This window comes from Pseudomonas sp. PA-7-1E (genome assembly GCF_021605325.1).
GTDB classification, from domain to species: Bacteria; Pseudomonadota; Gammaproteobacteria; order Pseudomonadales; family Pseudomonadaceae; genus Aquipseudomonas; species Aquipseudomonas fluorescens_BV.
In genome coordinates this window covers 104,250-118,125 of the sequence record NZ_WKFA01000001.1, presented here as the reverse complement: position 1 = coordinate 118,125, position 13,876 = coordinate 104,250, and the positions used below count along the sequence as shown (strand labels likewise).

At 58.2% G+C, this 13,876-nt stretch carries 16 protein-coding genes and 1 tRNA gene; 5 read left to right on the top strand and 12 right to left on the bottom strand.

Annotated elements, in window-relative coordinates:
* Window positions 1–48: 48 nt before the first annotated feature.
* The 3 genes from iscR to trmJ all read right to left on the bottom strand — a co-directional run bounded on the left by iscR (window position 49) and on the right by trmJ (window position 2,386).
* Window positions 49–540 carry a Fe-S cluster assembly transcriptional regulator IscR gene (iscR, locus tag GIW79_RS00590; RefSeq protein ID WP_003194020.1) on the bottom strand — a complete coding sequence of 164 codons (492 nt, stop codon included), beginning with the start codon at window positions 538–540 and terminating at the stop codon, window positions 49–51.
* Between the two features lie 287 nt (window positions 541–827).
* Window positions 828–1,613, bottom strand: coding sequence for a serine O-acetyltransferase (gene cysE, locus GIW79_RS00585; protein ID WP_236453781.1), 786 nt, complete (start codon window positions 1,611–1,613; stop codon window positions 828–830).
* Window positions 1,614–1,615: 2 nt separating this feature from the next.
* Window positions 1,616–2,386 (bottom strand): tRNA (cytosine(32)/uridine(32)-2'-O)-methyltransferase TrmJ, encoded by a 771-nt coding sequence (trmJ, locus tag GIW79_RS00580; RefSeq protein ID WP_034128029.1) that lies wholly within the window; start codon window positions 2,384–2,386, stop codon window positions 1,616–1,618.
* A gap of 145 nt (window positions 2,387–2,531) precedes the next feature.
* Between trmJ and suhB the strand changes: the two genes are divergently transcribed.
* Window positions 2,532–3,347 (top strand): type III secretion system regulator SuhB, encoded by an 816-nt coding sequence (gene suhB / locus GIW79_RS00575; protein WP_005791195.1) that lies wholly within the window; start codon window positions 2,532–2,534, stop codon window positions 3,345–3,347.
* A gap of 206 nt (window positions 3,348–3,553) precedes the next feature.
* Here the strand turns inward: suhB and GIW79_RS00570 are convergent, their stop codons facing one another.
* From GIW79_RS00570 to queA, 6 genes are all read right to left on the bottom strand, one after another.
* The gene (locus GIW79_RS00570; protein WP_003194023.1) at window positions 3,554–4,096 is read right to left on the bottom strand and encodes a glycine zipper 2TM domain-containing protein; all 543 of its coding nucleotides are present in this window, start codon (window positions 4,094–4,096) and stop codon (window positions 3,554–3,556) included.
* Window positions 4,097–4,219: 123 nt separating this feature from the next.
* On the bottom strand, window positions 4,220–5,134 hold the full coding sequence (secF, locus tag GIW79_RS00565; RefSeq protein WP_003194024.1) for a protein translocase subunit SecF: 915 nt from the start codon (window positions 5,132–5,134) through the stop codon (window positions 4,220–4,222).
* A 9-nt stretch (window positions 5,135–5,143) separates the two neighbouring features.
* Entirely contained in the window at window positions 5,144–7,012 is a 1,869-nt protein-coding gene (gene secD, locus GIW79_RS00560) for a protein translocase subunit SecD (RefSeq protein WP_003194025.1), read from the bottom strand.
* A 62-nt stretch (window positions 7,013–7,074) separates the two neighbouring features.
* Window positions 7,075–7,413 carry a preprotein translocase subunit YajC gene (gene yajC / locus GIW79_RS00555; protein ID WP_003175975.1) on the bottom strand — a complete coding sequence of 113 codons (339 nt, stop codon included), beginning with the start codon at window positions 7,411–7,413 and terminating at the stop codon, window positions 7,075–7,077.
* Between the two features lie 43 nt (window positions 7,414–7,456).
* Window positions 7,457–8,572: a tRNA guanosine(34) transglycosylase Tgt gene (gene tgt / locus GIW79_RS00550; protein ID WP_032803964.1), complete on the bottom strand. Its 1,116-nt coding sequence runs from the start codon at window positions 8,570–8,572 to the stop codon at window positions 7,457–7,459.
* Between the two features lie 5 nt (window positions 8,573–8,577).
* The gene (gene queA, locus GIW79_RS00545; RefSeq protein WP_034128030.1) at window positions 8,578–9,627 is read right to left on the bottom strand and encodes a tRNA preQ1(34) S-adenosylmethionine ribosyltransferase-isomerase QueA; all 1,050 of its coding nucleotides are present in this window, start codon (window positions 9,625–9,627) and stop codon (window positions 8,578–8,580) included.
* A gap of 108 nt (window positions 9,628–9,735) precedes the next feature.
* Here queA and GIW79_RS00540 point away from each other — a divergent pair.
* Window positions 9,736–9,820: transfer RNA gene (locus GIW79_RS00540), tRNA-Leu, on the top strand.
* 83 nt (window positions 9,821–9,903) lie between these two features.
* Entirely contained in the window at window positions 9,904–10,233 is a 330-nt protein-coding gene (locus GIW79_RS00535) for a hypothetical protein (protein WP_054897815.1), read from the top strand.
* Window positions 10,234–10,240: 7 nt separating this feature from the next.
* On the opposite strand, the gene GIW79_RS00530 is transcribed toward GIW79_RS00535, so the two are convergent.
* A complete protein-coding gene (locus GIW79_RS00530; protein WP_054897816.1) occupies window positions 10,241–10,876 on the bottom strand; it encodes a LysE family translocator in 636 nt (211 codons plus the stop codon).
* Between the two features lie 156 nt (window positions 10,877–11,032).
* Here GIW79_RS00530 and GIW79_RS00525 point away from each other — a divergent pair, with 156 nt between their 5' ends.
* Window positions 11,033–11,404 carry a PH domain-containing protein gene (locus GIW79_RS00525; protein WP_014719840.1) on the top strand — a complete coding sequence of 124 codons (372 nt, stop codon included), beginning with the start codon at window positions 11,033–11,035 and terminating at the stop codon, window positions 11,402–11,404.
* A gap of 80 nt (window positions 11,405–11,484) precedes the next feature.
* Here GIW79_RS00525 and GIW79_RS00520 read toward each other — a convergent pair whose 3' ends face one another.
* Entirely contained in the window at window positions 11,485–12,060 is a 576-nt protein-coding gene (locus GIW79_RS00520; protein WP_236453775.1) for a PIN domain-containing protein, read from the bottom strand.
* On the bottom strand, window positions 12,057–12,527 hold the full coding sequence (locus GIW79_RS00515) for a helix-turn-helix domain-containing protein (RefSeq protein ID WP_054922011.1): 471 nt from the start codon (window positions 12,525–12,527) through the stop codon (window positions 12,057–12,059). Before GIW79_RS00515 ends, GIW79_RS00520 begins: the two co-directional genes overlap by 4 nt.
* Window positions 12,528–12,719: 192 nt before the next feature.
* On the opposite strand from GIW79_RS00515, the gene GIW79_RS00510 reads away from it, so the two are divergent.
* Entirely contained in the window at window positions 12,720–13,874 is a 1,155-nt protein-coding gene (locus GIW79_RS00510; RefSeq protein WP_054922009.1) for an S-type pyocin domain-containing protein, read from the top strand.
* Window positions 13,875–13,876 lie beyond the last annotated feature (2 nt).

The following is a 13,876-nucleotide window of genomic DNA, read 5'->3' as shown; positions in this document are numbered from 1 at the left end:
ACTTTCTCCTAAATCAGGCTGGCTGGCGTGCCGTTAGCTCTTCGGCTGTCACTCGACGGCGGACGCTTCGATCTTGTCCAGACGCGGCGCCTTGGTGTTGCAACGGCGCTGGTCCTGACGCTGGGCTACTTCTTGCACCTCACGGCGAGTCACAAGATCAGCCAAGCTGATACCACTCAAAAATTCATGGATCTGCAGGCTCAAGTCACACCACAAGTGGTGTGTCAGGCAGGTGTCGCCGGCATGGCAGTCACCCAAACCCTGGCATTTGGTGGCATCGACGGATTCGTTGACCGCGTCGATCACCTGGGCCACCTGAATACCCTGCATGTCGCGGGACAGCTGATAGCCGCCACCCGGACCGCGAACGCTGGAAACCAGATTGCTACGGCGCAATTTGGCGAACAACTGCTCGAGATAGGACAGGGAAATGCCTTGGCGCTCGGAGATATCGGCCAGGGACACCGGCCCAGTTTGCGCGTGCAAGGCCAAGTCGAGCATGGCGGTCACCGCGTATCGGCCTTTTGTAGTCAGTCTCATGGACAAGTACCAAGGTGTTTCAGAATGGGAGCAAGTATGCGATTCCCGAGTATTTAAGTCAACTATAAGACCTAGTACTTTAGTCAGGATTACCCGTAAAAAGGGCGCGCGAATCATAGCAGGATGGGGTGGGATCGAACAGCGCAACCAGGCCTGCTGCAAGACCACCGAGCCAATGGAGATCAAATGTGGGGGCTGGCTTGCCTGCGATTGCGGTGGGTCAGCAATCTATAAGCAAGCTGATAGACAGCTATCGCAGGCAAGCCAGCTCCCACAAGAGGCCGCGTTCAGCCTGCCTTGGTGGTAGCGGCTTCGTCCTTGATTTCAGCAAAATCTTCCTCACGCAGTTCAGGCAAGTCTTTGGCACAGTACGGGCTGCCCAACTCCTTCAGCGCCCCGCACATACCCTCCAGCTTGCCGTCCACCGCCTGCAAATGATCAAGCAATTGACCAATCGCACGAGCCACCGGGTCGGGCATATCTTCACTGACGCCATAGGCATCGAAACCAATCTTCTCGGCCATCGCCTTGCGCTTGGCCTCTTGCTCATCACCGACTTGCGGCTTGACGATGATGCGGCCTGGAATGCCCACAACCGTAGCACCCGGCGGCACAGCCTTGGTCACTACCGCGTTGGAGCCAACCTTGGCGCCGGCACCCACCGTAAACGGCCCGAGCACCTTGGCGCCCGCCCCTACTACCACGCCATCGCCCAGCGTTGGGTGGCGCTTACCCTTGTTCCAGGTGGTGCCGCCCAGGGTGACGCCTTGATAGAGGGTGACGTCATCGCCGATCTCGGCCGTCTCGCCAATCACGATACCCATGCCGTGGTCGATAAAGAACCGACGACCTACCTTGGCACCCGGATGGATCTCGATACCGGTCAACCAACGCCCAAAGCTCGATACCAGCCGCGCCAGCCACTTCCAGCCCATGCCCCACAGGGCGCCGGACAAGCGGTGGATCCAGATCGCGTGCATGCCCGGGTAGCAGGTCAGCACTTCAAAGGCGTTGCGCGCCGCCGGGTCACGGTGGAAAACACTTTGGATATCTTCTCGCAAACGCTCGAACATTTTTAATCCTTCCGCTCAAGAAGCTCACCACGGGCCGCTTTCTGGGTTTCCGTGAGGATGCCACGCAATATGTTCATTTCAGCCCGGCTCACCGAGCTGCGGCCGTATAAGCGACGCAGGCGCGCCATCAAGTGCCGTGGCTTTTCAGGGTCGAGGAATTCGATGGCGACCAGGGTTTGCTCCAGGTGCTCATAGAACCGTTCCAGCTCGTCCATGGTGGCCAACTCGCCACTTTTGGTCGAGGCAACCTCTTCCTTTTCCATTTTGCTCGGTTGACCAGCAGCGGCCAGCCAGGCCATGCGCACTTCATAAGTCAGCACCTGCACCGCAGCCCCGAGGTTCAGCGAGCTGAACTCAGGGTCTGAGGGAATATGCACGTGGTAATGACATCGCTGCAGCTCTTCGTTGGTCAGGCCGGAGTCTTCACGGCCGAATACCAAGGCGATTTCAGCACCGCCAGCAGCCTCTTCCACCACTTTGGTGCCGCATTCACGCGGATCCAGCAGCGGCCAAGGGATACGACGATCACGGGCGCTGGTGCCGAGCACCAGATTGCAGCCGACCAAGGCATCCTCCAAGGTGGCGACCACTTGGGCATTTTCAAGCAAGTCATTGGCGCCGGACGCACGGGCATCAGCCTCGTGGTGCGGGAATACCCGCGGTTCGACCAGCACCAGGCGCGTCAGCCCCATGTTTTTCATGGCTCGCGCCACCCCGCCGATGTTGCCGGGATGACTGGTATTGACCAAGACGACACGAATGTTTTGCAGCAAGGGAGGCGCTCGCGGACACAGGAAAGGGGAGCAAATCTTACAGAACCGCCTAAGGTTATGCCATGAAAGCGAACGTCGTCCTTCACCTGAGGAAAGTTTCTGCTAGAATGCTCGGCTTTCTTTAACAACCTTAGGTGACCTATCCATGCAGCCCATGCTGAATATCGCGCTGCGCGCCGCCCGCAGCGCCAGTGAATTGATCTTCCGCTCCATCGAGCGCCTGGATACCATCAAGGTCGACGAAAAAGACGCCAAGGATTATGTATCCGAGGTGGATCGCGCCGCCGAACAGAAAATCATCGACGCCCTGCGCAAGGCCTACCCTACCCACGGCATCCTCGGTGAAGAAACCGGCCTGCACAAAGGCAGTGGCGAAGGCGAAGACTACCTGTGGATCATCGACCCACTGGATGGCACCACCAACTTCCTGCGCGGCATCCCGCACTTTGCCGTGAGCATCGCCTGCAAATACCGTGGCCGCCTGGAACACGCCGTTGTGCTGGACCCGGTTCGCCAGGAAGAATTCACCGCCAGCCGTGGCCGTGGCGCCCAACTGAACGGCCGCCGCCTGCGTGTCAGCGGCCGCACCAGCCTGGAAGGCGCCCTGCTGGGTACCGGCTTCCCGTTCCGTGACGACCAGATGGACAACCTGGAGAACTACCTGGGCATGTTCCGCGCCCTGGTTGGCCAGACCGCCGGCATCCGCCGTGCCGGTGCAGCCAGCCTGGACCTGGCGTATGTAGCCGCCGGTCGCTTTGATGCGTTCTGGGAGTCGGGCCTGTCCGAGTGGGACATGGCAGCAGGCGCCCTGCTGATTCAGGAAGCAGGCGGCCTGGTGAGCGACTTCACCGGTGGTCATGACTTCCTGGAGAAAGGCCACGTCGTGGCTGGCAACACCAAATGCTTCAAGGCAGTACTGACGGCGATCCAGCCGCACCTGCCGGCTTCGCTGAAGCGCTAAGCGAGCGAGCACAAAAAAGCACCCCGCGGGGTGCTTTTTTTATGCGTGGGATTTAGCAAAAAACCAATTCCAACTGACTCAATACAATCCAATGTGGGAGCGGGCTTGCCTGCGATGGCGGGCTGCCAGCCAACTGATTAGTTACTGACCCACCGCTATCGCAGACAAGCCAGCTCCCACACTTGGATCGAAACCAGACCTGGGGATTACTGCTGGTTCTGACCGAGGATCAGACGACCTTCCTTATCCACCGGGATCTGGCTGCCAGGGTCGCGCTCCATACGCACGGTACCTTCCTTGCCGTCCAGGTTGTAACGCACGTCATAACCGACCACCTTGTCACTGATGTCGTTAACGGTGTTACAGCGAGTTTGCGTAGTGGTGTAGGTATCGCGGTTCTGCATACCTTCCTGAACCTTGTTACCGGCGTAGCCACCACCGACCGCACCGGCCACGGTAGCCAGCTTCTTACCGTTACCGCCACCAATCTGGTTGCCCAGCAGGCCACCCGCAAGGGCACCCACCACGGTACCGGCGATTTGATGTTGGTCCTGCACCGGACGTTGCCGGGTCACGGTGACGTCCTTGCAGACCTCACGCGGGGTTTTGATCTGGGTTTTAACCGGCTGCACTGCCAGTACTTGCGCATACTCAGGGCCGCTTTTTACCAGGCTGTAGGTGGCAACAGCGCCTCCGGCAGTCACACCGACAGCACCCAATACCGCACCAACCAGCAACGACTTGTTCACATGAACCTCCTGACCATCACAAGCGGACCGAAAGATCCGCGCTATACCCAGCCTTGGAGCAAAAAAAAAGGCGCGAGTTCAATACTCGCGCCTTTCTTGTAACAGCGGATCAACAAACGCCCATCAAGGACGGTCGTCGACCTCCTTGTCGGTAGCGGCAGGAGGGATCAAGTCTTCGCTGTTGAGGTTCAGCCAGATCAGCACCACGTTGGCGATGTAGATCGACGAGTAGGTACCCGCCAGAACGCCGATAAACAGCGCCAGGGAGAAGCCCCACAGGTTGTCGCCCCCGAAGATCATCAGCGCAGCAATCGCCAGCAAGGTAGAGATCGACGTCGCCATGGTCCGCAGCAGGGTCTGGGTGGTGGAAATGTTGATGTTCTCGATCAACGTCGCCTTGCGCAGTACGCGGAAGTTCTCACGAACCCGGTCGAATACCACGATGGTGTCGTTGAGCGAGTAACCAATGATCGCCAGCACGGCCGCCAATACGGTCAAGTCGAAGGTGATCTGGAAGTAGGCCAGGATACCCACGGTCACGACCACGTCGTGGATCAGCGACACAATGGCGCCGACACCGAACTTCCACTGAAAGCGGAAAGCCAGGTAGATCATGATGCCGACCAGCGCCATCAGCATGCCGAGGCCGCCCTGGTCGCGCAGCTCTTCACCCACTTGCGGGCCGACGAACTCGACGCGCTTGACCGATGCCGGGTTGTCGCCACCCACCTTTTGCAAGGCCTCGGCTACCTGGTGACCCAGTTGCGGGTCTTCGCCAGGCATGCGCACCAGCAGGTCTGTGGTGGCGCCGAAGCTCTGCACAACGGCTTCGTGATAGCCAGCCTTGACCAGCTCGCTGCGCACCAGGGTAACGTCGGCCGGCTTCTCGTAGGTCAGCTCGATGAGCGTACCGCCGGTGAAGTCCAGGCCGTAGTTCAGGCCCTTATGGAACCAGCTGAACAACGCCAGAACGGTAAGGAGCACGGTGACGCCGAACGCAACGTTGCGAACGCCCATGAAGTTGATTGTACGTAACATGGCAGCCCCTTAAATCCACAACTTCTTGAAGTCACGCCCGCCAAAGATCAGGTTGACCATTGCGCGGGTCACCATGATGGCCGTGAACATCGAGGTAAAGATCCCGAGGGACATGGTCACCGCAAAGCCTTTCACCGGGCCCGTGCCCATGGCGAAGAGAATCCCGCCGACCAACAAGGTGGTCAGGTTGGAGTCGAGGATCGCGGTAAATGCCCGGCCGAAGCCTTCGTTGATTGCACGCTGTACGGTCATGCCGGCGGCGATCTCTTCACGAATCCGCGAGAAGATCAGCACGTTTGCGTCCACCGCCATACCCATGGTGAGTACGATACCGGCGATACCTGGCAGGGTCAGTGTGGCGCCCAGCAACGACATCAAGGCCAGCAGCATCACCATGTTGCCCGCGAGCGCGACAGTGGCGATCACACCAAAGAAGCGGTAGATGGCGATGATGAACAGCGACACGAACAACATACCCCACAGCGCTGCATCGACACCCTTGGTGATGTTGTCGGCACCCAGGCTCGGGCCGATGGTACGTTCTTCAGCGAAGTACATCGGTGCCGCCAGGCCACCGGCACGCAGCAGCAACGCCAGCTCGGAAGACTCGCCCTGGCCGTTCAGGCCAGTGATACGGAACTGAGCACCCAGCGGCGACTGGATGGTCGCCAGGCTGATGATCTTTTTCTCTTCCTTGAAGGTTTGCACTGGCACGTCTTTCTCGACGCCATTGACCATCTGCTTGGTGTAGGTGGTCACCGGGCGCTGCTCGATGAAGATCACCGCCATGCTGCGACCGACGTTGCTGCGCGTGGCGCGGCTCATCAGTTCGCCACCGTGGCCATCCAGACGGATGTTCACTTCAGGCGTGCCGTGCTCGCCGAAACCGGCCTTGGCGTCGGTCACCTGGTCACCGGTGATGATCAAGCCACGCTCGATCAGCGCTGGAGGGCGGTTGCCTTCGCGGAATTCGAATTCTTCGGAAGTGGCACGCGTAGCGCCTGGGTCTGCCGCGAGACGGAACTCCAGGTTGGCGGTCTTGCCGAGGATACGCTTGGCTTCAGCGGTGTCCTGTACGCCTGGCAGCTCAACCACGATGCGGTTGGCGCCCTGGCGCTGCACGATCGGCTCGGCGACACCCAGCTCGTTGACGCGGTTACGGACCGTGGTCAGGTTCTGCTTGATGGAGTATTCGCGGATTTCAGCGATCTTGGCCGGGCTCATCGCCAGACGCAGCACCGCTTGACCATTGAGGTCGGCCGGTACGATGTCGAAGTCATTGAAGTTCTTGCGGATCAGCGCACGGGCCTGTTCGCGGGATGCTTCGTCAGCAAAGCCCAGCTGGATGGCGCCGTTGAGCTGCGGCAGGCTGCGATAACGCAGCTTCTCTTTGCGCAGCAGGCTCTTCACGTCGCCTTCGTAGACCTTCAGACGTGCGTCCAGGGCCTTGTCCATGTCGACTTCCAGCAGGAAGTGCACACCACCGGACAAGTCCAGACCCAGCTTCATCGGGTGCGCGCCAATGCTGCGCAGCCATTGTGGCGTGGTCTGGGCCAGGTTGAGCGCGACAACGTAGTCGTCACCCATGGCCTTGCGTACGACATCCTTGGCCGGCAATTGGTCTTCTTGCTTGGTCAGGCGCAACAAGCCGCCTTTGGAACCAGCCGCCAAGGTTGCCGCTTTAACCTGGATGCCCGCGTCGTTGAGCGCTTTGCTCGCACGGTCCAGATCAGCCTGATTGACCTGCAGCGAAGTGCTGGCGCCAGAGATCTGGATCGCCGGGTCATCAGGATAGAGATTGGGAGCGGAATAAATAAAACCGATCGCCAGCACCGCCAGGATCAGTACGTATTTCCACAGAGGGTATTTGTTCAGCATCACGCCGCCCGCTTATAACGCGGGGCGCCTTGCGCGCCCCGTCGATTGGTAAAGGTTGTTACTTAGATCGCTTTGAGCGTGCCTTTAGGCAGCGTGGCGGCGATGGCGCCCTTCTGGAACTTCATTTCCACGGTGTCGGAGACTTCCAGTACCACGAAAGCATCGGAAACCTTGGTGATCTTGCCGGCGATACCGCCAGTGGTCACGACTTCGTCGCCTTTTTGCAGGCTGCCCAGCAGGTTTTTCTGCTCTTTGGCGCGCTTGGCCTGTGGACGCCAGATCATCAGGTAGAAAATGACCAGGAAGCCGACCAGGAAAATCCACTCGAAACCACCGCCCATAGGGCCGGCAGCAGCAGGCGCAGCGGCGTCAGCCATGGCGTTAGAGATAAAAAAGCTCATTTAGCACTCCAGTTGCAAATAGTGAATCTTAGGGTCGGAAAACTCAGTCCAAGGGCGGCACAGGGAGGCCACGCTTGGCATAAAAGGCATCGACGAAGGCGGCCAATGTACCCTGTTGAATAGCCTCGCGCAAACCAGCCATCAGGACTTGGTAATGACGCAAATTGTGGATGGTATTCAACATGCTACCCAGCATTTCCCCACACTTGTCCAGATGGTGCAGATAAGCACGGGAGAAGTTCTGGCAGGTGTAGCAGTCACAGGTAGGATCCAGCGGCGAATCATCATGGCGATGGAACGCGTTACGGATCTTCAGCACGCCTGTATCGATGAACAGATGCCCATTGCGGGCATTACGGGTTGGCATCACGCAATCGAACATGTCCACACCGCGGCGCACACCCTCTACGAGATCTTCCGGTTTGCCAACGCCCATAAGGTAACGAGGTTTGTCTGCGGGCATCAGGCCTGGCAGGTAATCGAGCACCTTGATCATTTCGTGCTTGGGCTCGCCCACCGACAGACCGCCGATGGCCAGGCCGTCGAAGCCGATCTTGTCGAGGCCTTCCAGCGAGCGTTTGCGCAGGCTTTCATGCATGCCGCCCTGGACAATACCGAACAGCGCCGCCGTGTTATCGCCATGGGCGTTCTTCGAACGCTGGGCCCAACGCAGCGACAGCTCCATGGAGATACGCGCCACGTCTTCATCGGCCGGGTACGGTGTGCACTCGTCGAAAATCATCACGATGTCCGAGCCCAGGTCACGCTGCACCTGCATCGACTCTTCCGGGCCCATGAACACCTTGGCGCCGTCGACCGGCGAGGCGAAGGTCACGCCCTCTTCCTTGATCTTGCGCATGGCACCCAGGCTGAACACCTGAAAACCACCAGAGTCGGTAAGGATCGGGCCTTGCCACTTCATGAAGTCATGCAGGTCGCCATGCTTCTTGATCACTTCCGTGCCCGGGCGCAGCCACAGGTGGAAGGTATTGCCGAGGATAATCTCGGCACCGGTGGCGACGATGTCGCGGGGCAACATGCCTTTGACGGTGCCGTAGGTGCCGACCGGCATGAAGGCCGGGGTCTCCACAGTGCCGCGCGGGAAGGTCAGGCGGCCGCGACGGGCTTTGCCGTCCGTAGCGAGCAATTCAAACGACATACGACTCATAAGTTGTCCTCAGGGCCGCGCGGCGCCGGGTTACGGGTGATAAACATCGCATCACCGTAGCTGAAAAAACGGTACTCGTTAGCAATGGCGGCCTGGTAGGCAGCCATGGTTTCCGGGTAACCGGCAAATGCCGACACCAGCATCAACAGCGTGGATTCCGGCAAATGGAAGTTGGTGACCAGGCAATCGACCACATGAAAAGGTCGCCCTGGAAAAATGAAGATATCGGTGTCGCCACTGAACGGCTTGAGCACGCCATCACGCGCTGCACTCTCCAGCGAACGCACACTGGTGGTGCCCACGGCAACCACTCGACCGCCACGCGCCTTGCACGCCGCCACCGCATCCACCACGTCCTGGCTGACTTCCAGCCACTCGCTGTGCATATGGTGGTCTTCGATGTTATCCACACGCACCGGCTGAAACGTACCGGCCCCCACGTGCAGGGTCACATAGGCCGTGTCGACGCCCTTGGCGGCAATCGCATCCAGCAATGGCTGGTCGAAATGCAGCCCGGCAGTCGGGGCGGCGACGGCGCCGAGGCGCTGTGAGTACACGGTCTGATAGCGCTCGCGGTCCGCGTCTTCATCGGGGCGGTCTATATAAGGAGGCAACGGCATATGGCCGACGCGCTCCAACAACGGCAACACTTCTTCGGCAAACTTGAGCTCGAACAAGGCATCGTGGCGCGCGACCATCTCGGCTTCGCCACCGCCCTCAATCAAGATGCTCGACCCCGGTTTGGGCGATTTGCTGGAGCGCACATGGGCGAGCACGCGGTGGCTGTCCAGCACCCGCTCCACCAGGATTTCCAGCTTGCCGCCGGATGCTTTCTGGCCAAACAGCCGCGCCGGAATCACCCGGGTATTGTTGAAAACCATCAGATCGCCTGGGCGCAAATGCTCAAGCAAATCAGTGAATTGACGGTGTGCGAGGGCACCGCTGACCCCGTCCAGGGTCAGCAGTCGACTGGCGCGACGCTCGGCCAAAGGGTGGCGAGCGATCAGCGAATCAGGGAGCTCAAAAGTAAAGTCAGCAACGCGCATGATGGGGTTCGTCTAGCAGGGCCGGGAAGTCTAGCGGAAATAGTGAAAATAGACCATGAAACGTGATTGACCAACGGTAATCTCATCTCTATACTTCGCCGCCATTGAGCCCTGATGGCGGAATTGGTAGACGCGGCGGATTCAAAATCCGTTTTCGAAAGGAGTGGGAGTTCGAGTCTCCCTCGGGGCACCATCTTAAAGAAAGACCTTGAAATTCAAGGTCTTTTTTTTCGCCTGCAAAAAAGTGCCAGGCGTGTCAGTGGAGGGAGCGGGACCATGGAGTTGACGCTTGAAGCGGTTGCGTTGTTTGCGTTGAAGCTGGTGCATGAGACTGACGACGGCAGCCCGTTGCTGCGCGATGATCCCGTGATGGAGGGCTATGATCGCGAGGTGTTTGGGTTGTTGGTGCGCCAGGGAAACCTGGCCGAGATCCAAGTGAAGCTCGATGAATGCCTGTCTCTGGCACTCGACACCCTGGGTGGCGCCGATACCGTCATGGGTCGCGAGTTGCAGCGGCTCGCAACGAACGTGCGCGAAGCACCGACCCTGGAAATACTCGACGCCCCGCTCCACGCACTCAAGGATTACCTGAAAGCCATCCTGTGACGTGGACTTACTTGCGCCCTTCCACCGCCATCCGCACCGCCAAGCCCATCAATACCGACCCCATCAGCCAGCGCTGCAGCACCTGCCAACCAGGCCGGGTGACGAAGAACACCGCGATGGAACCCGCCATGCAGGCAATCACCGCGTTGACGCTCACGCTGATAAGAATCTGCAGGGAGCCCAGCGCCAGGGATTGCACCAGCACACTGCCATGACCGTTCGGGTCGATGAACTGGGGCAGCAACGACAAATACATCACCGCCACTTTGGGATTGAGCAGGTTGGTGACCAGCCCCATGGTAACCAACTTGCGCGGGCTGTCCTTGGGCAAGTCGCGCACCTGGAATGGCGAACGCCCACCCGGCTTGACCGCCTGCCAGGCCAGGTACATCAGATACAGCGCCCCGCCGAGCCGCAGCGCGTCGTAGGCAAACGGCACCGCCATCACCAACGCCGTGATACCCAGCGCCGCGCACACCATATACACCACAAACCCCAGCGCCACCCCGCCCAGGGAAATCAACCCGGCCGTGCGCCCCTGGCAGATGGAGCGGGAAATGAGGTAGATCATGTTCGGCCCCGGTGTCAGTACCATGCCGAGTGAAATCAGGCCGTAGGCGAGCAAGCTGGACATATCAGGCATGGATTGGCTCCTGGTTTTTTAAGCTGCCAGCGTGAAATCCTTCGCCGACGCGGTCGTGTTGAGCGTCATGCTAGGGGCTTGCAGGCCCAGGCGTTAGATACAGATCCGCAAGCAAAACGTCATACACCGACGGCACCACTTACCCAGGACAGGCACATGATCGACTTCAACAACAAAGGCTTCTTCAAGCTCAAGCAAAACAACGAATACGCCGAACGCGTAGCGGCCCTGCTGCTGGACGGCGAAGAAGTGGTCGACGCGTACAAGGCCATGCGCGACGGCGTCGTGTTCACCACCAAACGCATCATCGCGGTTAACGTGCAGGGAATTACCGGCAGCAAGAAGGACTTCACCTCATTGCCGTACAAGAACATCGTGGCGTACTCGGTGGAAACGTCCGGGACGTTTGATCTTGATTCGGAGTTGGAGATTTACTTTTCGTCGTTGGGGAAGGTGAAGTTCGAATTCACTGGCAAGACCTCGATCGTGGAAATCTCGCGGCTGATTTCCAAGCACCTGCTGAGTTGATCCACAGGCATAAAAAAGACATTGGCGTTTCAAGGTCTTTTTTATTGTGGTTCAACTGACGTACACCGGGCTCATCCTGCTCACAGCATCATTTCATAAGGTCCCATTGCCTTGCTAGTCTGCACCAAGCCCTGCCGCATCAACATTTCGAGATAGCTTCCCGCCTCCATCGCGGGCTTCTTCAACGCCCTCCTCTGCCTCTGCGCTGCTCCCAACACTGCCGCCTGATCCAAATCCCAGAGATCCGAAATAAAGTCATCCGGATGCATCGGTTCAATGTCATAGGCAGCCAATACATGCGGTGGAAAGTCTTTCAAATTGAAGGTCACGATAACCTCAGCTTTACTTCGAATGGCCGCTGCCAACACATGCCGGTCATCCGGATCTGGTAAATCCAAACTCGAACACAGGTCCTCATATCCGGTCACCAGAGCGTCAGGTATCGCAATGTCCATAAGCGCCGACGTGCAGTCCACCTGAGCCGCCGTAAGATCGGGTCGGTTCTTGAGTACGTTGCGCTTCCACTCATCCTGAATCTGGGCAGTCCATCGCGCTCGATACAAACCAGACAAACCAAGCCACATGAGTAAGTCCCTAAGTGCCGCAGGATATAGAACACAAGCGTCGTATACCGCAGTAAAGGGCGAACACCTCATCCGTCATACCCCATTCCCAACTCCTGGGCCTGTTGAACCAGCGCTTCCATTGCCTCTTGGCTTTGCTCGTCACGCCGTTGCTTGAACGCCATCAAATCCGAAAAGCGGACTCGCCGATGTCGACCCGTTTTTGTAAAAGGGATAGCGCCGTCCTCGAGCATTTTGACCAAATGCGGGCGTGACACATTAAGCAGGTCGGCCGCCTCCTGCGAGGTCAACTCGGCATGAACCGGCACTACCTTGACGGCATTGCCGAGCGCCAATTCGCCCAGAATATCGACCAGCAGGCGCAGTGCGGAGGTTGGGAGTACAAGCCTGTGTGGCTTATCTTCTTTGTCGAAGATGTCGATGCGCTGGGTTTCAAATTTGGTCGACAATAGGGACGCTAATTCACGCTGGCCTTGCACTGCCGCCTCGACTTCTTTTTCCAGCGGAAGGATCGTTTTTGGAAGGTTGTTGATGGTCATGATGCAACTCCGGTCTTGCGCAATTCAGTTGAGGCCAACGCTAAACGAAACAAACGAAAATCGCAATATTCGAAACAATGCGGCGACTCACGTACCAGTCAACTTTTCCCACATCAACTGAAAATTGAGCTGATATCGGTTCCTGACTCCCCCTCATAGGCTCACTCCCTCGCGCAAGGAAGTGAATCGGTCATGTCAGAACGCTTTTATCCACCCACCGAACAAGCGTTACTCAAGCGACGAATCCTCACCCGGCAACCGTCGCGTATGCCGTATTCGCCTACTGTCGATTTTTTCGAGCCATCCCCTGCCCCGCCACCTACACCAGCCAAACCTCCCGGCTGCGTCTTCATCAAGCCATGCCAACTGCCTGACGGTATCGCCCATTACTCGAGCCCCACCGGTTTTGTTCCACTGGAACTGATCAAGGAGTACAGCCATTTAAGTCTGTTGGGCGGGCGCGAAGTGGACGCCCGAGGCGCGGTTGCCTTGCGCAAGATCAGCGGCAGTGCACTGCCAGCCGGCTTAGGGCAGTTGGCATTGCGTACAGCGTTTTTGGAATCGGCGGCCACAGTCAGCGCATCCGTCGCTGGTAGCCTGTTGACAGGGTTGGTAGCGCTGGCTTGGCCGTCGGATCTAAGTGATAGCGCGCTCTACAACGAGGAACAATTGCGTTCGCTGCAACGAGCGCGTTCGCAGATGCGGCTGCATATCGAGCAACGCGACGACGGCACGCTCAAGGGGTATGGGTTTTACACAGGTAACAATGCCGATTGGCAGATGATTGATGTGGTGCAATTTCAAAACCGCAGTGGCCAGTTAGTAGCAGATTTGAATAATGGCGTAGAGCTGATCTGGACGCCCTCCGTTGATCCAAATGACACCTTAGGTATTCCGGCATTGGAGGCTGCGCCGCAAGCACCGGTGATCTGGATCTACCCACCGACGGGAACGGCGGCGCAGATTCTGGTTAACCCTATTTACCCACCGGACTATCGGGATTTTATTCTGGTGTTTCCGGCGGAGTCGGGGGTTCGGCCGCTGTATGTGGTGGTAGGTGCCAAGGCTGGGGATCACAAGTACCACAAAGCGCCTAACACTGAACAAATAACTGGCTTTGAAAAACTGATAAAAGCAAAACCCAAGACTCCCAGACAAGGAGGCGCCGGGCTGAGAGAACGCTGGATTGAGGAAAAAGGTCGGAAGATCTATGAATGGGACTCTCAGCACGGGAAGCTGGAGGTTTATCTAGCAAGTGATGGGAGCCATATAGGTGCGTTCAACCACATAAGCGGCGAGCAGCTAAAAGGGCCGATCAAAAAACGAAACATCAAAAAATATTTGTGAGG

Excerpts from the sequence above, each read along its gene's own strand:
- cysE (WP_236453781.1), bottom strand. The coding sequence starts at position 1,613 with ATGTTCGAGCGTTTGCGAGAAGATATCCAAAGTGTTTTCCACCGTGAC.
- GIW79_RS00520 (WP_236453775.1), bottom strand. The coding sequence starts at position 12,060 with ATGAGGTGTTCGCCCTTTACTGCGGTATACGACGCTTGTGTTCTATAT.
- secD (WP_003194025.1), bottom strand. The coding sequence starts at position 7,012 with ATGCTGAACAAATACCCTCTGTGGAAATACGTACTGATCCTGGCGGTG.
- GIW79_RS00525 (WP_014719840.1), top strand. The coding sequence starts at position 11,033 with ATGATCGACTTCAACAACAAAGGCTTCTTCAAGCTCAAGCAAAACAAC.
- secF (WP_003194024.1), bottom strand. The coding sequence starts at position 5,134 with ATGTTACGTACAATCAACTTCATGGGCGTTCGCAACGTTGCGTTCGGC.
- suhB (WP_005791195.1), top strand. The coding sequence starts at position 2,532 with ATGCAGCCCATGCTGAATATCGCGCTGCGCGCCGCCCGCAGCGCCAGT.
- GIW79_RS00535 (WP_054897815.1), top strand. The coding sequence starts at position 9,904 with ATGGAGTTGACGCTTGAAGCGGTTGCGTTGTTTGCGTTGAAGCTGGTG.
- GIW79_RS00510 (WP_054922009.1), top strand. The coding sequence starts at position 12,720 with ATGTCAGAACGCTTTTATCCACCCACCGAACAAGCGTTACTCAAGCGA.
- iscR (WP_003194020.1), bottom strand. The coding sequence starts at position 540 with ATGAGACTGACTACAAAAGGCCGATACGCGGTGACCGCCATGCTCGAC.
- tgt (WP_032803964.1), bottom strand. The coding sequence starts at position 8,572 with ATGTCGTTTGAATTGCTCGCTACGGACGGCAAAGCCCGTCGCGGCCGC.
- GIW79_RS00515 (WP_054922011.1), bottom strand. The coding sequence starts at position 12,527 with ATGACCATCAACAACCTTCCAAAAACGATCCTTCCGCTGGAAAAAGAA.
- GIW79_RS00530 (WP_054897816.1), bottom strand. The coding sequence starts at position 10,876 with ATGCCTGATATGTCCAGCTTGCTCGCCTACGGCCTGATTTCACTCGGC.
- queA (WP_034128030.1), bottom strand. The coding sequence starts at position 9,627 with ATGCGCGTTGCTGACTTTACTTTTGAGCTCCCTGATTCGCTGATCGCT.
- yajC (WP_003175975.1), bottom strand. The coding sequence starts at position 7,413 with ATGAGCTTTTTTATCTCTAACGCCATGGCTGACGCCGCTGCGCCTGCT.